22 protein-coding genes and 1 tRNA gene are annotated in these 21730 nt (G+C 38.7%); 4 read left to right on the forward strand and 19 right to left on the reverse strand.

Features of this window, described 5'->3' with window-relative positions; translation table 11 throughout:
* The first annotated feature begins 224 nt into the window (after positions 1–224).
* The 3 genes from J6O61_RS03400 to J6O61_RS03410 all read left to right on the forward strand — a co-directional run bounded on the left by J6O61_RS03400 (position 225) and on the right by J6O61_RS03410 (position 2212).
* The gene (locus J6O61_RS03400; protein ID WP_292209614.1) at positions 225–1127 is read left to right on the forward strand and encodes an Rpn family recombination-promoting nuclease/putative transposase; all 903 of its coding nucleotides are present in this window, start codon (positions 225–227) and stop codon (positions 1125–1127) included.
* Positions 1128–1152: 25 nt separating this feature from the next.
* Positions 1153–1650 (forward strand): DUF5721 family protein, encoded by a 498-nt coding sequence (locus J6O61_RS03405; protein ID WP_292209616.1) that lies wholly within the window; start codon positions 1153–1155, stop codon positions 1648–1650.
* A 202-nt stretch (positions 1651–1852) separates the two neighbouring features.
* Complete coding sequence (locus tag J6O61_RS03410) at positions 1853–2212, forward strand: Hpt domain-containing protein (protein WP_292209619.1); 360 nt, start codon at positions 1853–1855, stop codon at positions 2210–2212.
* 298 nt (positions 2213–2510) lie between these two features.
* Here the strand turns inward: J6O61_RS03410 and prfA are convergent, their stop codons facing one another.
* The 19 genes from prfA to J6O61_RS03505 all read right to left on the reverse strand — a co-directional run bounded on the left by prfA (position 2511) and on the right by J6O61_RS03505 (position 20416).
* Complete coding sequence (gene prfA, locus J6O61_RS03415) at positions 2511–3575, reverse strand: peptide chain release factor 1 (RefSeq protein ID WP_292209620.1); 1065 nt, start codon at positions 3573–3575, stop codon at positions 2511–2513.
* A gap of 121 nt (positions 3576–3696) precedes the next feature.
* Entirely contained in the window at positions 3697–4539 is an 843-nt protein-coding gene (gene prmC, locus J6O61_RS03420) for a peptide chain release factor N(5)-glutamine methyltransferase (protein WP_292209623.1), read from the reverse strand.
* A gap of 54 nt (positions 4540–4593) precedes the next feature.
* Positions 4594–5589, reverse strand: coding sequence for a DUF1385 domain-containing protein (locus J6O61_RS03425; RefSeq protein ID WP_292209625.1), 996 nt, complete (start codon positions 5587–5589; stop codon positions 4594–4596).
* Positions 5590–5653: 64 nt separating this feature from the next.
* The gene (gene rpmE / locus J6O61_RS03430; RefSeq protein WP_022774079.1) at positions 5654–5860 is read right to left on the reverse strand and encodes a 50S ribosomal protein L31; all 207 of its coding nucleotides are present in this window, start codon (positions 5858–5860) and stop codon (positions 5654–5656) included.
* 89 nt (positions 5861–5949) lie between these two features.
* The gene (sigH, locus tag J6O61_RS03435) at positions 5950–6564 is read right to left on the reverse strand and encodes an RNA polymerase sporulation sigma factor SigH (protein WP_292209628.1); all 615 of its coding nucleotides are present in this window, start codon (positions 6562–6564) and stop codon (positions 5950–5952) included.
* Positions 6565–7314, reverse strand: a complete 750-nt coding sequence (gene rlmB, locus J6O61_RS03440) for a 23S rRNA (guanosine(2251)-2'-O)-methyltransferase RlmB (RefSeq protein ID WP_292209630.1) — start codon at positions 7312–7314, stop codon at positions 6565–6567. It abuts the gene before it with no gap.
* An 11-nt stretch (positions 7315–7325) separates the two neighbouring features.
* Positions 7326–7766 (reverse strand): Mini-ribonuclease 3, encoded by a 441-nt coding sequence (locus tag J6O61_RS03445; RefSeq protein ID WP_292209632.1) that lies wholly within the window; start codon positions 7764–7766, stop codon positions 7326–7328.
* Positions 7751–9178: a cysteine--tRNA ligase gene (gene cysS / locus J6O61_RS03450; RefSeq protein ID WP_292209635.1), complete on the reverse strand. Its 1428-nt coding sequence runs from the start codon at positions 9176–9178 to the stop codon at positions 7751–7753. Before cysS ends, J6O61_RS03445 begins: the two co-directional genes overlap by 16 nt.
* A 21-nt stretch (positions 9179–9199) precedes the next feature.
* Entirely contained in the window at positions 9200–9742 is a 543-nt protein-coding gene (gene ispF / locus J6O61_RS03455) for a 2-C-methyl-D-erythritol 2,4-cyclodiphosphate synthase (RefSeq protein WP_292209638.1), read from the reverse strand.
* A 44-nt stretch (positions 9743–9786) separates the two neighbouring features.
* Positions 9787–10092: an AzlD domain-containing protein gene (locus J6O61_RS03460; RefSeq protein WP_292209640.1), complete on the reverse strand. Its 306-nt coding sequence runs from the start codon at positions 10090–10092 to the stop codon at positions 9787–9789.
* Positions 10085–10801 (reverse strand): AzlC family ABC transporter permease, encoded by a 717-nt coding sequence (locus J6O61_RS03465; RefSeq protein WP_292209691.1) that lies wholly within the window; start codon positions 10799–10801, stop codon positions 10085–10087. Before J6O61_RS03465 ends, J6O61_RS03460 begins: the two co-directional genes overlap by 8 nt.
* A 41-nt stretch (positions 10802–10842) precedes the next feature.
* On the reverse strand, positions 10843–12057 hold the full coding sequence (locus J6O61_RS03470; RefSeq protein WP_292209643.1) for an alanyl-tRNA editing protein: 1215 nt from the start codon (positions 12055–12057) through the stop codon (positions 10843–10845).
* A 45-nt stretch (positions 12058–12102) separates the two neighbouring features.
* Positions 12103–12621: a CarD family transcriptional regulator gene (locus J6O61_RS03475; protein WP_292209645.1), complete on the reverse strand. Its 519-nt coding sequence runs from the start codon at positions 12619–12621 to the stop codon at positions 12103–12105.
* Between the two features lie 174 nt (positions 12622–12795).
* Entirely contained in the window at positions 12796–13350 is a 555-nt protein-coding gene (locus tag J6O61_RS03480) for a GNAT family N-acetyltransferase (RefSeq protein WP_292209648.1), read from the reverse strand.
* Between the two features lies 1 nt (position 13351).
* Positions 13352–13789 carry a hypothetical protein gene (locus tag J6O61_RS03485; protein WP_292209651.1) on the reverse strand — a complete coding sequence of 146 codons (438 nt, stop codon included), beginning with the start codon at positions 13787–13789 and terminating at the stop codon, positions 13352–13354.
* 2 nt (positions 13790–13791) lie between these two features.
* A complete protein-coding gene (locus J6O61_RS03490; RefSeq protein WP_292209654.1) occupies positions 13792–15594 on the reverse strand; it encodes an EAL domain-containing protein in 1803 nt (600 codons plus the stop codon).
* 137 nt (positions 15595–15731) lie between these two features.
* Entirely contained in the window at positions 15732–18020 is a 2289-nt protein-coding gene (locus J6O61_RS03495) for a hypothetical protein (protein ID WP_292209657.1), read from the reverse strand.
* A gap of 128 nt (positions 18021–18148) precedes the next feature.
* Positions 18149–19453: an alpha-amylase family glycosyl hydrolase gene (locus J6O61_RS03500; RefSeq protein ID WP_292209660.1), complete on the reverse strand. Its 1305-nt coding sequence runs from the start codon at positions 19451–19453 to the stop codon at positions 18149–18151.
* A gap of 3 nt (positions 19454–19456) precedes the next feature.
* Positions 19457–20416, reverse strand: a complete 960-nt coding sequence (locus tag J6O61_RS03505; RefSeq protein WP_292209662.1) for a phosphatase PAP2 family protein — start codon at positions 20414–20416, stop codon at positions 19457–19459.
* 432 nt (positions 20417–20848) lie between these two features.
* On the opposite strand from J6O61_RS03505, the gene J6O61_RS03510 reads away from it, so the two are divergent.
* Positions 20849–20922: transfer RNA gene (locus J6O61_RS03510), tRNA-Met, on the forward strand.
* The last annotated feature ends 808 nt before the right edge of the window (positions 20923–21730 follow it).

Consider the following 21730-nt stretch of genomic DNA (forward strand, 5'->3'; position numbering starts at 1 on the left):
CGTTTATATTATATACCATAACGATGTAAAATGCAATAGAAAAACCCAGAAAAAGCAAGATTTTTTCTGGGTTTGAGACAATTTTAATATGTGATTTTTAATCGTTAGGGTTGTGCGTCAAGCTAGGGTCTGAACTGTAACCATATTCGTGGCAGGCGCAGTTTTCACTGCATATTTCCCTTGATATGGAAGTTACTAAAATTTATAATTAAAGGAGATTTAACTTGACTAACGATGTAGTTATAAGCGCCACCAGGGAGCATAAAGACAGACTCTTTAACTTTATCTTTGGGCGTGAAGAAAACAAAAAATGGACACTCGCACTTTACAATGCAGTAAATGGCTCAAACCATGAGGATGAATCACAGATAGAGTTCAACACCCTTGAAAACTATCTGTATGTCAGCATGAAAAATGACACTTCTTTTTTATTTGCTGATTACGTGAGCCTCTATGAGCACCAGTCCACCTTTAATCCGAACATGCCTCTTAGGATGATGCAGTATATCTCTGCCATGTATGAGCGGTATGTAACTGCCAATGATCTGAATAAGTATGGAAGTGATTTATTGCTCCTCCCAACTCCCAGATTGGTTGTATTTTATAACGGCTCAAAGAAGCAGCCTGACGAAAAGATTCTTAAATTGAGCGATTCTTTTTCAAAAGAAACGAAAAGCAAGGCGGATATTGAAGTAAGGGTAAAAATGCTAAATATAAACCAGGGGCATAATACTAATCTCATGGAAGCATGCAGACCTCTTTATGAGTACTCATGGTTTGTTGACAAAGTCAGGACTCAAAAAGGAAGTACTGATGACCTTGAGAATACTGTAAGCAGAGCTGTACAGACTATGCCTGAGGAATTTATACTTAAGCCATTTCTTAAAAAGCACATGTCGGAGGTAGCAATTATGTTATCAGAAGAATTACAGGAACTTAATGCTAAAGAGCTTATTGCAAGAGCAAGCAAAAAGGAAGGCATAAAGAAAGGTATCGCCGATACAAACTCGCTTTACTCATGGTTATTTGCGCAGGATCGCGCCAATGATGTAAAGAAAGCAGCTTCTGATATTAACTATATGGAAAAACTCATGGCAGAATATAACAACATAACCAAGGAGGAATAATCAGGAATAAATCCTGTTCAGGCAGATGATAGCAATAAAAATAACACAGCAAAAAGATTTCATGGGAAAGCTTCTTACCACTGATGTTTTTGATTCTTTTCTAGTAAATGATGCCACCATAGAGACATTTAATACATTTCACATAGATGGCAAAATCCATAAAAATTTTTATTCTGAAGATGATAAAGAAATTATTGATAACAAGGAATATTCATCATGGAAAACTCTTCGTCCCACCTGTTTTGATCTTATAAAAGGTAAAAGAACTCCCCTTGGATTCAAATTCGTTTTCTATCTCAATGATGAAGAAAAAAACAAGCTTATAAGTGAACACGATAATTCTATACTCCCCCAGCAGGTGAGTCTCGGGCTTAACATCAAATATTCAAATGGAGAAATGATTCTTACTACCGGAACAGCCTTTAACATCTTCACCCTGGACAAAGAAATAGAAAAAGCCTGGGATAGCTATATCCCAAGCTTTCTTGACAAGAATAATATAGAATACGAAATTATGACCTAATATACTGTCATTGGAAAAAAACCGTAAATGACGTCCCTTTTCCAAGCTTTTGGAACTTATGAACAATTCAACGCATTAGTCTAAAATAAAAATAAAATAGCCCTCTCTTTAATTGAAGTGGAAAAATAAAAGGTGTAGAATTGTTGTATATAGTTGATAAGTATCTTTATAAACGTACATTTTTAGGATGGATTGGAGTTTTATGGACACTAATTTTAAGGCTGAGTTAATCGAATGGGGTGTTGATTGGGACGAAATATTGGATAGGTTCATGGGTAACGAGGATCTGATTGCGAAGTTTATGTTCAAGTTCTTAAATGACCAGAGCATGAACGACTTAACCAAATACCTTGCCGAAGAAAATGTTTCGGAAGCATTCAAGGCTGTTCATACGCTTAAAGGCGTTGGAGCAAATTTAGGGCTTAAAGGCTTCTTAACACCTGTTTGCGAGCTCACTGAAATTTTAAGAGCCGGTTCAATGGAAGGCTACAAAGAAAAATACGACCAGATCAAACCAAAATACGACGACCTCATAGCCATCCTCAACAAATATAATGCTTGATCTAACATACGTTGCCAATCCGCCCATAGTTTTGTCTATAACTCGGGTAGTATTTGCAAAGACACAGTAAATATAACAGCATGAGTAGAAATAATTAAGTGAACATTTTTTGAACGATTTATCTAGAGCAGATGATGTATGACAATAATTAAAAGAGCTTTGACTTGTGTTTTGAATAACATGAAACAAGGCAAAGCTCTTTCAATTATTGTCATATACATCACTGCGAAAGATACCCGAGTGAAAAAAATTCTCTTAATTATTTCTACTCATGCGTCCATTCTAAATAATGCATATTTTATTGTTCTGACAGCTTGGCGGCCTGATCTGCGGCGATGAGGGAATCAATTATCTCATCGAGGTCACCGTCCATTATCTGGTCAATTTTGTAAAGAGTTAAGTTAATGCGATGATCTGTAACCCTTCCCTGATGGAAATTGTACGTTCTTATTTTATCGGAACGGTCTCCGCTTCCAACCTGAGACTTTCTAAGGGCAGCTTCACTGTTGTGTTTTTTCTGTTCCTCAAGCTCATAGAGCTTGGCTCTAAGGACTTTCAGTGCCTTGGCCTTATTCTGCTGCTGGCTCTTCTCATCCTGACAGGATATTACGATTCCGGTAGGAAGGTGTGTAAGTCTTACAGCTGAGTCTGTGGTATTTACACACTGACCGCCATTTCCCGAAGCTCTAAATACGTCGAACTTACAGTCATTCATATCAATCTCAACTTCAACGTCCTCTACTTCAGGCATAATAGCAACTGTTATTGCCGAAGTATGGATTCTACCGCCTGATTCTGTAGCCGGTATTCTCTGGACACGATGAACTCCACCTTCAAATTTAAGTCTTGAATAAGCTCCGTTTCCCTTTATCATAAAGCTTACATCCTTGATACCACCTATACCTGTATCTTCCAGACTCATGGTTTCTACCTGCCAGTTCTGTCTCTCCGCATATCTGGTGTAGAGTCTGTACATATCTGATGCAAAAAGAGCTGCTTCTTCTCCACCAACTCCCGCGCGTATTTCGACGATAACATTTTTTTCATCATTGGGGTCTTTGGGCAAAAGAAGTATCTTAAGCTTCTCTTCCAGTTCCGGAATCCTATCCTTGGCATCTGAAAGTTCTTCTCTAAGCATTTCCTTCATCTCCGGGTCTGACTCTTCATCCAAAAGCTGCAAGCTCTCATCAATAGTCTGCTTATATTTTTTATATTCCTGATAGCACTCCACAAGAGCCTCAAGACTCTTTTGCTCCTTCATAAGGCTTCTGAACTTATTCTGATCAGATACAACAGATGGATCATTAAGCTCCATAGTTATATCCTCATACCGTCTTAATATATCTTCTATCTTATCAAACATAGTATCCTCAACCAAATCACATAATAAAAATATCATATTCTCACGAAATCCGCAGTTTATGCGGATTTCTGAAATTTAGTTCAAAAAGTCATACTTTTTTACATAAACCTTATGAGCATTGCTAATAAAAACACGCCCTTACAACTCTGTCATTTTCTGAATAGTCTTTTATTACCTCTATGTCGTGATATCTTTTATCCTGCTTAAGTAGGCTGACCACAGCCTCTCCCTGATCATATCCGATTTCCATAACAAGATAACCATTTGAAAAAAGATAATCAGGAACACTTTTTATAATCCGTCTGTAAAAAACAAGACCATCCTCTGCTCCATCAAGGGCAAGCCTGGGTTCATAATCCTTAACTTCAGGTGCAAGAGTCTCAATTATACCGCTTGCTATGTACGGAGGATTAGATACTATCAAATCAAATTTTGCACCGTTATTTTCAGGAAAAAGATCTGTGCAGAAAAAATCAGCTCTGTTGTCAAGTCCCAAAGTAACCGCATTTTCCCTTGCAACATTTAGAGCTTTTTCAGAAATATCCGTGCATACAGCCTTTGTTTCATTGGTAAAATTCAGAATACTAAGTGCAATGCATCCAGAGCCTGTACAAAGATCAAGAACCCTCATTCCATCCTCACAATACCTAAGAGCCTCTTCTACAAGTATCTCCGTATCCTGTTCAGGAATCAGTACATTTTCATTAACCTTAAACGTAAGTCCCATAAAATCCCAGTTGCCTAATATATATGCAAGTGGCTCTCTTTGTGCCCTCCGCGAAATAAGCTCCATATAGCTTCTTTCTTCCAAATCTGATATTTCCCTGTCAGGATGGGCAAAAAGAGTACTGTGATCTGTCTTACAAACATATTCCAAAAGGAGTCGGGCATCCAGCCTGTCATCCCGGATTCCGACTCTTTTTAATATATCTGTTCCTTTTTCATAGATTTCTTTATAAATCATAATATTACACCAAACGGAGTATCAGTTACCTCAGGTACTGAGCAGTAACCAAAATTATGCTTCTTCAGTTTCCTCGTCATCTTTAAGCCAGCTGTCATCTATTTCATAGCCAAATGAATCTTTAAGATAATCCTTCCAGTCAAATACTGCTTCAACCGACTTGATTGCTACTTCAATCATACTATCATCTGGCTCTTTGGTTGTAAGTTTCTGAAGCCACAGACCGGGAGCTGAAATAATTCTTATCAAAAAGAAATTACTTCTTCCGGCAAGTCTTATAATCTCATAAGAGATTCCCGATATAACCGGTATAAGAAGAATTCTTACCACTATTCTCCATAAATATGAATCTACTCTTATAAAGAAAAACAAGACAATACTTACAAGCATTACAAATAATATAAAGCTGCTGCCGCATCTTCTGTGAAGTCTTGAACTTCTTCTTACATTCTTAACCGTAAGAGGCCTTCCTTTTTCAATACAGTTGATACATTTATGCTCAGCTCCGTGATACATGAAAAGTCTCTTAATATCCTTCATCCTGGATATCAAAAGGATATAAAGGATAAATATCAATATTCTCAAAACACCTTCAATAATAGCAACCAGCGAAGTATTTCTCACAAATTTACTGATAACTTCCGAAAGCGCATAGGGAAGTACCATAAAAAGCGCAATTGCAAACACAAAGGACAGTGCTGTCGTCAGAATCATAAGGAACGTATCCTCATGTCCACCTGAAACCTGATCAATTCCTTCATCAAGCTTTGAAGGCTTTTCTTTTTCCTCTTCATAAAATGTAGAAGAATAGTTAAGGGATTTAAGCCCTAAAATCAACGAATCAATAAATACAAATACTCCCCTGACAAAAGGAATGCTAAGAAGCTTACTCCCATATGCAATGCCATGATATTCATCCACCTCAACAGCAATATCACCATCAGGCTTTCTTACTGCAACGGCATACATATCCTTATTTCTCATCATAACGCCTTCAAGAACAGCCTGACCACCTATTCCTGAATAATGCTTTACTTTTCTTTTCTTCATATTTACCTCGAAAAAAAGAGGTCAAGGCCAAAAGCCTCAACCTCTCAACTCTACACTTTATGAATTACTGATTGTTCATGCCGTACTTCTTATTGAACTTATCAATACGTCCACGAGCAGTTGTAGCCTTCTGCTGACCAGTATAGAATGGATGGCACTTTGAGCAGATTTCTACGTGAATCTCACTCTTTGTTGATCCAACTGTAAATGTGTTACCGCAGTTGCAAGTAACAGTTGCCTGATGGAATTCTGGCTGAATATCCTGTCTCATCTCTTCTCACCTCTCTATATACAAAAAATCTTCATAATTAACTATAGTTACTACTGTTTGCACAGCTATATCAATATAACATAATAAAGTTACTTTCGCAAGTATTTTTTTAATTTCTTTCTAATGCGCTGCATTGCATTATCCGTGGACTTAAGATCTCTGGAAAGCACAGCGGAAATCTGCCTTACACTCATTCCGGTTATATAAAGATCCAGAATCTGTCTTTCAAGAGCACTTAATTCTCTGTCAATTGCATCTTCAAGATCCTTTATATTCTCCTGCTCAATAACATGCTCTTCAGGAATCGAACTTGAATCGGATTCCAAGATACTCTCAATAGCACTTCCACTACTATCCTCGCCCTCCCTACTCGAATATATGGAAATATAAGAATTAAGAGGCGCATGCTTTTTTCTGGCTGAAGATGCTATAGCCGAATACATCTGCCTTGAAATACATAGATCTGCGAATGTCATAAAGCTGGCATCTCTACCAATGTCATAATCTCTTACAGCCTTAAAAAGACCAATCATGCCCTCCTGGATCAGATCATCTCTGTCTGCCCCAAGAATATACATTGATCCTGCTTTTTTTCTCACAAGATCCTTGTATTTATTCATGATATAGTCAACAGCTTCGGATTCGTTGTCATCGTGAATCTTTAGTACTATCTGTTCATCAGTATAGTCTTTATAATTCTTCATTTACTTAAGTCTCTGTCTCACTATTTCAAAAGCCAGTACACCGGTAGCCACAGAAGCATTAAGAGAATCAATATCACCCTTCATCGGAATAGAAGCTATCATATCACATTTTTCCCTGACAAGTCTGGAAACACCGCTTCCTTCATTACCAATCACAAGACCAATGGCTCCTTTAAGATTCAGGTCATACATTGTGGTTCCGCCCATATCGGCACAAACAAACCATAGTCCCTTGTCTTTAAGTTCTTCAATTGTCTGTGCAATATTCGTAACCTTTGCAACAGGTGTATAATTAATGGCTCCTGCAGAAGCCTTGGCAACAGTAGCAGTAAGTGAAGCTGCCCTGTGTTTTGGAATAATAACTCCATGAGCTCCCGAAAGATTAGCTGTACGAATGATTGCTCCAAGATTATGCGGATCTTCTATATTATCCAGAATAATAATGAATGGATCCTCGCCTTTTTTTCTGGCCATCTCCAGAATATCATCCACCCCGGCATATTCATAAGCAGCTGCATATGCTATAACCCCCTGATGCTTACCGGTTTCCGATAACTGATCCAGCCTTTCCTTTTTAACAAAAGAGATAACAGTATCCTTGTGCTTTTTAGCTTCACGCATAATGCTTTGAACCGGCCCGTCTTTGCAGCCGTCAAGTACAAACAGTCTGTCTATTACCTTGCCTGATCTAAAAGCCTCAAGGACAGCGTTTCGTCCCTCTACTATCCTGCTTTCTGTTTTTTCTTCCATATCTTTCCTCATTACTTTAATAAATCCAAATTAGCTTTTTCGATAGCAATCTTTACAATATCACACACCCTGTCCATATCTCCCTTAAGATAAAGGAATCCTATAACAGCTTCAAATCCTGTGGCATCAAGATAGTCCATAGTCGTAGCATTTTTGGCCTTGGTGTGCGGTTTGGAATTGCGGCCTCTTCTGTATATGTCTTTTTCTTCGTCAGTAAGATCATCCATAACCGTCTTGATGATCATAGCCTGAGTTCCCGCTTTAACAATGGAGCTGGCTCTTACATGGAGCTTATTAACTGCTGTGTTGCCCTTATTGACCAAAATTGAGCGCACAATAACATCAAAAACAGCATCTCCTATGTAAGCCAGTGTCAAGGGCGAAAAAGTTCTTATATCCTGTTCTTTAATTCCAAACTGTTCATTAAAATATTCATTTAGCGAAGCTGCCATTTAACACCTTCCCTGGTATCTTTAATCTCAACACCCTTCTCAAGAAGCTCATTTCTGATAGAATCGGCAAGCGCAAAATCTTTTGCCTTCTTGGCATTGGCACGACGCTCAATAGCATCAAGTACATAAGCCTCAAGTTCAGGATCAATTTCAGAAACAGATTCTTTCATGTTTTTGGCATGACCAATAAGATCAAGAGAAAGAACCTTATCAAAACTCTCGATAATTGCAAGCTTTGTAGTATCATTGGTATCTGCCTTAAGAGCATCATACAAAACTGTTATAGCCATTGATGTATTAAGGTCTCCGCAAACAGCATCCGCAAAACTTTCTTCAAATTTTTTTAGTACGGCTTCATCCACTGTTCCATCATTTTTAAGTTCCGCTACTCTTTTGATGAGCTTATCAAATACTGTCGCTGCATTATCCAAAGCATCAAATGAAAACTCCAGAGGCTTGCGATAATGTGACTGAAGGCAAAAGAACCTGTAAACTAAAGGATCGTATCCTTTTTCTTTTAGCACGGAAACAGTAAGAACCGCACCCTTGGATTTACTCATTTTTCCTGCTCTGTCATTTAAATGATTGCTGTGGAACCAGTATTTGCACCACTCATGGCCAAGATAGCTCTCTGACTGGGCAATTTCGTTTGTGTGGTGTGGGAAGATATTATCCACGCCGCCGCAGTGAATATCAATATATTCTCCAAGGTGTTTCATTGAAATGCATGAACATTCAATATGCCACCCCGGATATCCTACTCCCCATGGGCTTTCCCATTTAAGGGCCTGATCCTCAAATTTGGATTTGGTAAACCACAGAACAAAGTCCGTTTTATTTCTCTTGTTTACATCCTCTTCAACATCATCACGAACACCAACCTGAAGCTGTTCTTTTTCTATGTCTGATGAAAAGACATAATAATCTTTTAACTTACTTGTATCAAAATATACATTGCCGCCTGCAACGTATGCAAAGCCCTTCTTAAGAAGAACTTCCACCATATTTATAAACTCAGGTATGCAGTTTGTTGCCGGTTCAACCACATCAGGGCGCTTATTTCCAACAGCATCAAAGTCTGTAAAGAAAGCATCTGTATAAAACTTTGCAATTTCCATTACTGTCTTGTGCTCTCTTTTTGCTCCTGCTAGCATCTTGTCTTCGCCTGTATCAGCATCTGATGAAAGGTGTCCGACATCGGTGATGTTCATAACTCTTTTCACATCATATCCCGCATATTCAAGGGACTTAATGAGGACATCCTGCATGATATATGTTCTGATATTACCGATATGAGCGTAATGATATACAGTAGGTCCGCAGGTATACATTGATACCTTGCCTTCCTCTCTTGGTATGAAATCTTCAACTTTTCTTGATAAAGTATTATAAAAAGTAAACGAATGTGCCATCTTTTCTCTCCAATTATTCTCTCAATTTTTGGGGCATCCGGCGCAGCCTGCGCACTTTGCCTCACTGTCATATACAGTAGCTCCTTTTTCAAAAAAGCTACTGATCATACAGACTGCCTGAGAGGATATTCCTTCACCGGTTCCAGTAAATCCAAGGCCTTCCTCTGTTGTAGCCTTAACATTGACCTGGGAAATATCAATATCCAGCGCACCGGCTATATTCTCTCTCATGGCATCAATATGTGGTCTCATCTTGGGCGCCTGAGCTATGATTGTAGCATCAATATTCTCTACCATAAAGCATTTTTCCGAAAGCATTTCCCCCACTGCCTTTAAAAGAGCAAGTGAATCAGCTCCTTTGTAATCAGGATCAGTATCGGGAAAGTGTTTTCCTATATCTCCGAGAGCCGCAGCTCCCAAAAGTGCATCCATTATGGCATGCAGAAGTACATCTGCATCTGAATGGCCTAAAAGTCCCTTTTCATACGGAATCTTAACTCCACCAATGATCAAATCTCTATTTTCAACCAGGCGGTGGACATCATATCCCATTCCAACTCGCATGTCTAATTACCCCGTTCTTTTAGTCTATGAACTATATAATAATCTCAATGAAGAAATATTTCCACTACAAATGCTACAGCGCAGGCAGCACCTGCAACCGTAAGAAGACTTTTTTTGTTAAGAGCAAGTATCAAAGCCACTATAAAGCCCATGACTGAGGATACAACATAATCTGTAGCATGAAGTATCGCCGGGAAAGTCATGGCTGCAAGAGTAGCATAAGGCACATAATGTAAAAAAGATTTAATGAACCTGCTCTTTATTTCTTTTCTGATAAGAGTTAGCGGAAGCGCCCTGATAAGGTATGTTACAAGCGCCATAACAATGATATAAGAAAAAACATTATTCATGGCTTTCCTCCTTTACAGGCGCTATTACAGCCGCGGCGGCAGCTACAACAATAGTTACTATTATAATTCTGAAGCCGGATGATATTTCTTTTAACAAAGGAGCATAAGTAAATACGGTGCTAAGTGTCATCGCTGATATCACCACATACATGATTGCTTTACTTGTCTTTGTATCAGGTATGATAATAGCTATGAACATACCATAAATAGCAAGTCCCAGGCAGCTGATAATACGTGCGGGCATGACTGCTCCCGCAGTAGCCCCAAGACCTGTTCCCAGAACCCATCCAAACACTGATGTAACAATAAGCCCATAGGAATACATTGGATAAAGATTTCCCTGTTTTAATATACTGACACCAAAGATCTCATCGGTAACTCCGTAAGATATCCCCAGTCTGTGAAGAGTTCCAAGTCCGGTATCCAGTTTTTGTGAAAGCGCTGTGGACATAAGGCTGTAGCGCAGATTGATAATAAGCTGAAGCATGATAAGTTCAATGTAGCTTCCATTTCTTGCAATAACGTCAAGAGCCGAAAACTGCCCTGCACTGGTGACATTTAACAGTGAAGTCATTATAGCTTGAAAAACAGACATTCCGATTTTGGAACTCTCAATTCCAAAAGCAAACGAAACCGCCAAATAGCCAAGGCAGATTGGAATGGCATCCCTGCATCCATCCCTGAAATCCTTTATTGTTCCAGCACTCATTTTTTCATAATCCCCGTAATGTGAAGCAGACAAACTCTCCATTACAACTCCTCTATTTTTTCTATTACATCTGTTATTTTTGTCCCCGGTAAACTTCCCTGAACCATCAGGGCATTTCCTCCGCCCTTTGCAAGGAAGCTTTCTCTTAAGACTTTCATAACTTCATTTAGATCTTTTTTCTTTTGACCGGATGAAAAGACAAATTTATAGCCCTTTTCATCGGATCCGGCAAACACTCCGCAAAAGCCATCATGACTCTGCACAAGGCAGTTGACAATTTTTCTCATGGAATTTCCATCGGTAGCTGCATCTTTTACCAGAATAACATTTTCCTTGTCCGAAGGAATTTCTTTTAGCTCATACTCTATTAAACTGTCTTTTGCACAAGACAGCTCAGCTTTGAGGTCTGCATTTTCAGACAAAAGCTTATTTACAGAAGAAATTATATTATCGGAAGATGTCGTAAAGCTTCTCGACAGTTCATCTACTATTTGCTGCCAAAAAGTCATATACTCAAGCGCACGCCTTCCGCACAAAATATTGACTCTGACACCGCCCTTATAATTCTGAAGTCCTATGACCTTAAGGATTCCTATTTCTCCTGTTCTTTCAACATGGGGAGCACAGCAGGCGCAGACATCGTAGCCTTTGACTGTGACAATACGGACATCTCCTGACAGTTCTTTTTTACTCCTATAGTCTAATGACTTAAGAGTCTGTTCATCCGGAAACTCACATATAACGGGGACATTCTCCCAGATAGCTCTGTTTACCTTAAATTCAATATCTCTGATATTTTCTTCAGTAAGAATCCCGTTGTAATCCATGGTAACTTCTGAGTCGCTCAGGTGAAATCCCACGTTGTCATATCCATACTCGGAAGAAACAACTCCCGAAAAAATGTGTTCTCCGGTGTGCTGCTGCATATTGGAAAACCTGTGATTCCAATCAATAACGCCATGGACTTTATCCCCTTTATTTAAGGGCTTGTCAATCACATGCCTTATCACAGCGGTAAAGCCACCTGCATCTTCTGACTCATTTTTTATTGAGACATGATTAACTTCGTGCTTTACTCCGTTTTCATCCAATATAACTCCCACATCAGAACCCTGTCCGCCCTGTTCGGGGAAAAAAGCCGTTCTATCAAGGATAACATCATAATTCCCGTCTTTTCGTGCCTCACAGGACAGTACACTTGCGTCAAATTCTTTAATATATGCACTTTCATAATATATTTCTACTATTTTTTTCATAGCCCCAATTTTAGCACATTAAAGTACAGAAAAAAAGAGACTGCTTCATGCAGTCTCCAGTGGTAAATGTGATAACTCTTCGAGTACACGGCTCTTGACTACATCCTTCTCGGTTTCAAGTGCAAAAGCCATCTCGGTATAAAGAAGTTTCTCAGCAATATTCAAGTATTTTTCATTCAGCGCGGCGAACTTCTTGCCTTCAGCTTCACGAACCGCTTTAATCTTGTGAAGTGTCTTTACAAGGCTCATCATTTCATCCACAACGTTCCTCTTGACAATACTCATGATCATGGGTTCAGCCTTCTTGCCCTCAAGCAGTTCAATTTCAGGAGTATCCTCAATCTCATCTATAAGTCCCATAGCCTCATCAGCGCTCATAACATCACGAACCTTATCCTCAGCTCCATCAACCGGAACATAAAGGACACTGCCCGCATCTACAGCAGAAATCATCATGTAATATTCCTTTTCATTTCCCCTCTCAAGAAACGACGGTACGAGAATCTCACGTACCTTACATAAACCATGACTACCGTAAATAACGCACTCTCCTACATTTAACATATTGTTCCTCCTTCTGAAAAAAACAACCTGCTGTATCTGTTTGAAAGCGCTTTCATCTATGGGCTTTTAAAAAGTGCCGGCGGCACTTCTTGAACGTGGTTAAATTATAACATATTATTACATTTTTTGTAATACTTAATCGTTTGATTTTTATGACTTTTTTGTGTCCTAATCTCAGTATCCATGCCGTTCCCAATCAGAAGCGGATATTACATTTACATACTCTTTTCTGGTTTCCTTAAGCATTGCTATGTATGTTTTTTCGTTAATTTTATAATGAGTGAAACCACACTTTTCCTGAACCCGTTTTGACTTCACATTTCCATCAAAATAACAGCAAAATATGCGATCAAGCTTTAAATCCACAAATCCCCGTCTAAGCATTTCCATAGCCGCTTCAGATGCTATGCCTCTGCCCCAGAACGGCACTCCGACCCAATATCCCAGCTCGGCTTCACCGCTTTTTATCGGCCTTTCTTTACTTCCATCCAAAGTAAGACCAATACTTCCTATCGGCTCATTATTACCACCTTTAAGGCAAATAGCATAAACTTCTTTTTTATTAAAAATGGTTCTGATCACAGCTCTGCTGTAACCAACACTCTCATGGGGAAGCCACCCCGCAGCAGGTCCTATTCTCTCATCACTTGCATACTTAAAAAGGCTGGCAGCATCGCTATCCTGCCAGCCCCTAAGTATTAGTCTTTTTGTCTCAAGTACCGTTCCCATATCAGTGACTCATATATGAAAATCCGGTCTTTTCCGTAAAAATATCAAACGCTTTTTTAAAGAGAATAAAGTAGGCTTCCTCTTTATACAGCGCATCATGTGCAAGGAAAAAAATAACCTGCCCGCTCTTAATATCCCACTCAATATCATGCTGAGGATCAAGTGCGTCTATATCCTTAAATGAAAGCCCATATTTTTCTCTGCAAAAATCATCCCTGTTCTCAAGATCCATGGTTGCTTCAATAATGCCGGCCTTGATCTTAAGCAGATGATCAAGCTGTTCCAACATGATCTGCTGTACAATATTCAAGGAAGAAATCTCATATCCTACAAGACGCATATCCGATATAATCCTGTCAAAATCCACCTGTGCCTTTGCGAATGGATCCACCTTTTTCTCACCATAGCCAAATACCGCATCATACAACGCCTCGTTCATAGTCATTCTCCTTTCATATTAGGCTCAAACAGCCCTTTTTGTGCATTTAAAAACTCCAGATACTCTTTTTCCGGAACAGGTCGTGAATAATAAAATCCCTGAAGATACTCAACTCCGTTATCGATAAGTATTTTGGCCTGCTCCATCGTTTCCACGCCTTCAGCCAGAATATGAAGTCCATATTCCTTAAGGAAATTTATGGTATACTGCAGCATCTTCATATTATCGGGTTTATCCTTATCAAGACACTGCCACACAAATTCTTTATCCATTTTCACCAGAATATAATCCATCTTTAGAATTTCCAATAGATTTGAATATCCCGATCCAAAATCATCCATTGAAAATGTGCTTCCCATTTCCTTTAATCTTCGCACATTTTCTTTGAACGCATCATCATTGTTTATATAAGATGTCTCTGTTATTTCAAAATTGATGAACTTCGGTGGTATGTGGTATTTTTCCATTTTGCGGCTCAGTCTGTCAAAAGCCTGAAAATCCACCACTTCATTTCCGGAAAGGTTAACTTCGATTGTTTTTACTCCAAAGCTTTCAAGGTTCTCTTTGGCAATAAATGAACACACCTTTTCAAATACCAAGTCATCGATCTGCTGTATCAGTCCGCATTTTTCGGCGATAGGAATAAAATCTTCCGGAGATATATAATTCTCTGAATCCGGTCTTTTTAGTCGTACAAGTGCTTCGGCAGAAGAGAATTTTCCGTCTGCCACCGAAAGAATCGGCTGATAGTACACTTCAAATGCCTTATTCTTTACCGAATCCCTCACAACATCTTCTATAGTATTTCTGTAAATCATCTTATCGATGACTCTTTCATCGATTACAAGATTTGGGGCAGACTGTTTATAAATATATTCACCTGAAACATAGGTCAGAATCTGAAGTGCTTCATTGGCATCTCTTGCACACTTAAGTCCATCAATCACAGTAAATGTCAATCTGTAATTACTGGAATCGTCTTTATAGTTATTTACAATTGTCATACACTTTTCGATTTTTTCCGGCGAAGATGTAACAAAACTCAAGGCATTCCAATTTGAAAGAAATCCATCCAGGTCAATCCTATCCTGAACAATTTTTGCCACATTTCCCTGAAGCCTGTACAATTCATCTCTGTTAGCCGCAGTCTGAACACTGGTCTTTCCGGTAAAAATAACAGATATTATGTAAAAAAGCTTTCCATTACCATATTTTTCCAGAAGAAGCATTGTAAAAGCATCCTTATTCTTAACATTGGGAATGGCTCTTTCAAATAGTTCTTTTGGATTTTCTATAATAATAAAAATTATGAGAGCCATGAGCATCATGGCTATAGACGACACCTGAATACCCTTATTGATATACTGGTAACCGGCAAAGAACACCCATATCAGTGTACCAATAATAAGAGAAAAAAAATCCTCTCTTCTTAACCTGCTCCTATATATGACAAGTCCTGCCACCATACCGATAAGGTAAATAAAGCCCACAGCATAACAAATCTTTATCATTGAACCGATGTTATAGTAAAAACCGCTTTCAGTTCTGCCATAGCTTGCTTTTCCAATAATCAATGAAACAATTCCCACAATCAGTGGTATGGCAAAAATTGCGCTTACTTTCGCTGATACAGACCTTCTTACTGTAAGCTTGGAATATACATATATGGAAATAGTGTAAGTACATAGCAAAAGTGAACCAATATAGAAGTTCTGAACCCCGTGTCTTAAAGTATTATATGCGCTGCCTAAATATACAAATACATAGCATTCTGTTATTTCACTGAGTATGTTTACAAATGCCAATATCAGAAATGCGAAAAAAACACGCGAAGAACTAAGCTGCGGCCTAGTCTTTCGCAGGTAAATCACAATCAGTGTAGTTAATACTAAAATTGCAACAATAGGTGTACGAATTTCCATATATCGATTATAATATATTTTTATTGCGACAACAACTTATTTGCTTTAACCAATTGTGTATAAAAATATGCAAGAGGTAAGAACCCTTGAGCAAACGCCTTTGGAGCTCCCACTCCGACTATCACGCTGTCTTCAATAATCTTTTTTTGTCCCAGACTAAAGCCTGATGATGCCATGTGCTTTCTAAAAGTTTTTATCCCTTTTTCAAGATACTCATCATTTCCGGTAAGCTCGTAAGCTATTGCCATAGCTTCCAGCAAAAGAGGATTGTTTCCGTTTCTTGATAAGCTCGGTAGTTCTTTGTAATAGAAAAGTCCATAGGGAGTCATCTGATTTTCAACAAGATCGTCAATGGCACCTATAATCATCTTTTTTAGCTCATCAGAAGGAAATACCCTGTAATATCTCATAAGCGAACCTACAGCCACCGAAATCATAAATCCAACACGTATTGTTGTATTATCCGTATATGGTGCAAGCCAGTGACCGTATTTATCATTCCAGCTCTCAAACTGTGAGACAATCCAACTGCACTTTTTTGTCCACTTTGCATCACCTGTCTCAAGGAAAAGCGCCGTAAGACTTCTCAAGGCCCAGCCTGTCTCTCTTGCGTTTGCCTCTCCGGGAGTTTTAAACATAGGTGTATCAAGCAGTTTCAGAACATTATCGCCAATTCCAAGGGCAGTTTCCAAAGCTCTCTCATCACCACTAAAATGATAGTAGTCCAAAAGCCCTTCTACCCACTCATGACTGCAGGCAAGTACGCCTGCACAGCCATTTCCATCCTTAGAACCACCGGTGTGACCGTTTATATGTTCCCACTGGCCTCCTATCTGAAGCTCATCTTTACTGTAATGACAAACATCCACATCCATCCAGTGCATAGCTGCCACATTGGCATAATCAAGAAATCTTCGTATACCACTTCTGGCATACATCATGTACATGGCGTGAGGGTAGTCGTACTCGTTATTGGTCCAGACAAGTCTTCCACCGCCTCTGCCCTGACTTGTATATCCGGGGTCCGGTCCATCGCCCCAGTTTAGCATTCCGTAACATCTCACATGATTGTCAGCTTTATCAATAAGCGATATCTCATAGTCATCAACCTTTTTATCTTCAGGTAAAAAAATATCCGGCATAACACCTGCTTTTTCAAAAACTTCAGGGGATATAATTCCAACATCAGGCATCTGATAAATAAGGCTCCTGTTATTTATCTCATAGGTATCAAGGTCTGCGCTGTGAAAATGAAGTAAAAATTTCTGTTCTCTTGCCATTCCGGAACTGAAGATTACAGGTTCACTCTTTGATTCCTTTTCCATTTCATTCTGATCAGGAATAAGAAAAACACTAATTCCATCTCTTCCTGCCTTTACTGCCTTTGGATAGTTTTGCTGCGCCTGATATACTGTTGCACAGATTCCCACTCCTGACGAAAAATTCGTCCGATCAGCAAAAAATGTTCCGTAAAAGACTTCCGCAAAGTGCTCATTTGCTTCCTTTTCAAGCATTTCAGCAGTTATTTTTAAAGATACATCACTGCCATCATCACTACTTGTAAAGTTTGTTCTGTAATTGGATTTTGCGACCATAGTTCTGATTTTGTCATTTTTATCATCGGAAGATGTCTTTATCTCAAATAAAAGAGAATCCGGCTTAAAATCAGCATCTGTACAGTTAAACAGTCTGACTGCACACTCTATCCACGGCTTACCTGCAGTGACATATATTCTAAATGTAAATCTAATACCTTCGCCTGTAAGCTTATTCTTTTCTTCGATAAATCTGCCATCAGCCTCCAGGCAGGAGAAAATTTCACTTTTTTCGACTACTCTGAACCTGTCAAAGATGGTTTCATATTTTTCCCCATATGCACTTAAAACAGGACCTGAAAATTCGTCTTTTGCATACTTTCGGCCCTCATATGTCAATTCTTCAAATACATTCTTAGTGTTATTTTTTACCTTAAAGCTAAGATTCCCGTTAGAGACACAAATGCAGTCGCCATCCTCACTTATCGTGACATTTTCATTTATATCCGCTTTTTTTCCCGAAAACTCAAGCTCAAAGTCCTTGTCTGCGTTACCCGGAAGATTGGCAAGAAATCTGGCAAAAACATACCGTATACTGCCATCATTCCATTTGGAAGTAATCTTAAACTGCGAAGGCATCGCTTTCTCACCATCCATTATGCATATGGATTCAAACTCAGAGGCAGTAACTTCCCCCTTTGCAAAAGGAATACCAATGCCGCATAACTCACTGTTTCTGTCATCTTTATAGAGCTTGTCGAAATGGATTTTCATATAGCAACATACCTCCAGGAAATTTTTAGTAGATTAGTATAATACGATTCTACCTTATAATTTCTCTTAAAAAGTATTTTCTTATGTGCCATGCCGATTCAAAATACTTATCATTTGCCAAATACATTTCAGACCTGAATCAAATAACCTGTATATGGAGGGATATCAAGTCCGCCGCCAAAATCAATGTCAGCGCCCGTAATCAGATCTTTTCCCCTGCCGGCTCTTGCATTAAAGTCCGCGTGAAATCCATTTTCATCGGCATTTATCACCACTATCACCCTATCCCCATCAGCTTCTCTCTCAAATATGCACTGTCTGTTAGTCAAAAGAAGTGACGCAAAGCCTCCGTAGCTTAGTGCCTTTGAACCGTTTCTTGCCTTACAAAGAGAGGATACGGTATCTGTAAGTTCATTCCATTTTGGCTCATCAAAACAAGGTCGTAGTGCCGGATCTCCCTGAGATTTGTCTGCTTTTTCACCCCATTCACTGCCATAGTAGATTGTGGGAATACCGGGTATTCCAAACATAAGTATATAAATAAGCTTTAAATGCTCCGGCTTTGAAAGAATGCTGGCGATTCTGCTTACATCATGATTATCGACAAAGGATAACAGGTGCTTTTCTTTATAGAGAGTCCAATTCTCCGGGCCAAACTGACGCAAAAGTGAATGAACTATTTCAAACATGTTCATACTGTTAAAAGATGAATACATTCCCTTGTAGCACTCGTAGTTTGTTGCGGAATGGCAAAGTTCATCGGACATGATACGGTTATAATCGCCGCCTATCATCTCCCCCATCAAAAAGAAATCTTCTTTCCAGCCTGAAGTTTTTTGCCTTAAGCTTCTTAAAAAATCCGTATCGACGCAGTACGCCACATCAAGCCTGAGTCCATCTATTCCGAACTCATCTATCCAGTATTTAACACTTTCAAAAAGATAATCTGTAACTGCAGGATTTTTTAAATTAAGCTTTACAAGGTCATAATTGCCTTCCCATCCTTCATACCAAAAACCGTCATTATAATTACTGTTCCCGTCAAAGCTGATATTAAACCAATCTTTGTAGGGTGAATCCCACTTTTTTTGACGTACATCTTCAAATCCAAAAAAGCCTCTTCCGGCATGATTAAACACGCCGTCCAGTACGATCTTTATTTTTTCCTTATGCAGTGCTTTGCAAACCTTTTTAAAATCAGCATTTGTTCCCAGGCGAGAGTCTATTTTTTTATAATCTCGTGTGTTGTATCCATGGGTATCCGACTCAAATAGCGGGTTAAAAATAACCGCTCCAACCCCAAGTTTTTTAAGGTGCGGAATCCAATCAATCACTTTGAGTATTCTGTGCTGAAGTACCCCGTCATTTTCAAAAGGCGCTCCGCAAAATCCCAATGGATAAATCTGATAAAAAGAAGTTTCATAAGCCCACATATTTTACCTCCTTACCTCACCAAAAGCCTTCAGTAATTTTTTTTCAAATCTAAATACATACGGGTATAATCCAATAGCCGCAAAAGAAACAAAGAAATACCTGATGCTTCTTACAACTCCGGACATAAATACTCCGGAGTTTAAGAAATCCTTATCAAACGGAAGCTTCAAAAGTGTATTTATGGCAAAATATACTACAACACCACCAATAATCCTCGTCACACAAAACAGCGGATTTTTTGTATTTTCAAAATTGATATATTTCTTTTCAAATAATAAGGAAACAAAAAATCCTCCCATAAGTCCCAAGGAAGTGAAATAATCTGAAGTTTTACAGTAAAATAAACCCAGACAGGAAAATACAAATATTACAAGATATACGATCCAATGTCTGTTTTCATCTACTTTATTTAAAGCAACCGGAACTATAAAGATTATGGCAAGTCCCAAGAGCCAGCCGCACAAAACATCTGTAGGATAATGAACCCCAACCGAAACTCTTGAAAATCCTACAAGTAGCGGTATTATAAACCCCGCCACCGTTAAAATCTTATTCTTTTTATACCTTGCTATTGAACCGTAAGCTGTAACCGAGTTTGTAGAATGTCCGCTGGGAAAAGAAAATCCCTGAGCAGCTATATCGTAAATATCAGCATTCTTTTCCACAGGTCTGAAGCACTTAATTGCTTCATGATCAAAATAAGGCCTTCTTCTCCAGAATATATTCTTAATAAGCGGATTAAATACAAGTCCAACCATTACGTTTATTCCCACGTAAGAACCATATTTTTTGTCATAACACCAAAACAAAAATCCCAATATCGCAATAAGTATCATCTCTTCCCCAAAAGCTGAAAACATTGATATAATCCCTATACTCTTCTCTCCCAAAACGCTTTGAAGCCACTCCATAACAGCCACTTCAAAATCAAAATAAAATGTTTTTCCTACTACTGCTCCCATTACAATCCTCTTTCATACATAAATTAAGCCGGCCGGGCATAATTGTCACTTAAATCATGCATTCTTGAATCAACAATTCAAGAATGCATCAACCAAGCCAATTTGAATCGACTTCGTCGATGAGGCTTGGTTGACTCTTTACTCATATTCTCACGAAATCCGCAGTATATGCGGATTTCTGATATTTAGTTCAAGATGTCATCTTTTCATGCATCCTCATCGCAATGCCGGAGGTGCCACTCAAATAGTAACAATGCGACCGCTACTTATATCTTAACACAAATGCATATTCGGTGTTTGGATAACTTATGTTTGAGCAAGCATAAACTTCGAATTTTATGGAATTTTTTTTAAAATTATGTTGACAACTAATGCTCCTCTGGAGTATATTATACAAGTCGGCTGCGACAGACAGTTCGATAGAAACCTTATGGCGAGATAGCTCAGTTGGCTAGAGCACGCGGTTCATACCCGCGGTGTCGAGGGTTCGAATCCCCCTCTCGCTACTAATAATAACTCTGAAATGCAGATAATTACTGCGTTTCGGAGTTTTTTGTTTTAAGTCAAAAGCAATGTCTTAAAAATGTCTTAACCTATGCATTCTTGAATCTACAATTCAAGAATGCATCAACCAAGCCATTTTAAATCAACTTTGTCAATGAGGCTTGGTTGACTCTTGACTCATATCCCACGAAATCCGCAGTTTATGCGGATTTCTGAGATTTAGTTCAAGATGTCATACATGCTTAAATTAAAAATTTAAGCATGTATCAACCAAGCCATTTTAAATCGACTTCGTCGATGAGACTTGGTTGACTCTTCACTCATATTCTCACGAAATCCGCTGTATATGCGGATTTCTGATATTTAGTTCAAGATGTCATACTATAGAAAGGGGTTATACCCTGCTTTTTACCCAATGTTCCGGCCAGCCATTGGGTAATTCGACAATTCTCCACATATTTACCCAAGCTTACTCAATATTCATTGGTAAATAACTGTTTTTTGCTTTCTTTACCCATGGCATTCCTTTTTCAAGAGCATCGCGGGTAAAAAGAACAAAATGCAGGTTTTTACCCATGAGTTAGTGAATGATTTGGGTAAAGGAATAAAAAGAGTTATTTTTACCCGAGAATTATTAAAAAGCTTGGGCAAATATGAAAAAAATAATAGATTTACCCAATGAATGTTTTGATAACTCGGGTAAAAGTCAGAGAAAATTAAATATTGCCCATGGGCACTATGAAAATACGGGCAAAAGGTCAGAAAATTAAAAAATTACCCGGAGGTAGAAAAGTGTCCGTCACAACTGTT

This window comes from Butyrivibrio sp. (genome assembly GCF_017635265.1).
GTDB lineage: Bacteria > Bacillota > Clostridia > Lachnospirales > Lachnospiraceae > Butyrivibrio.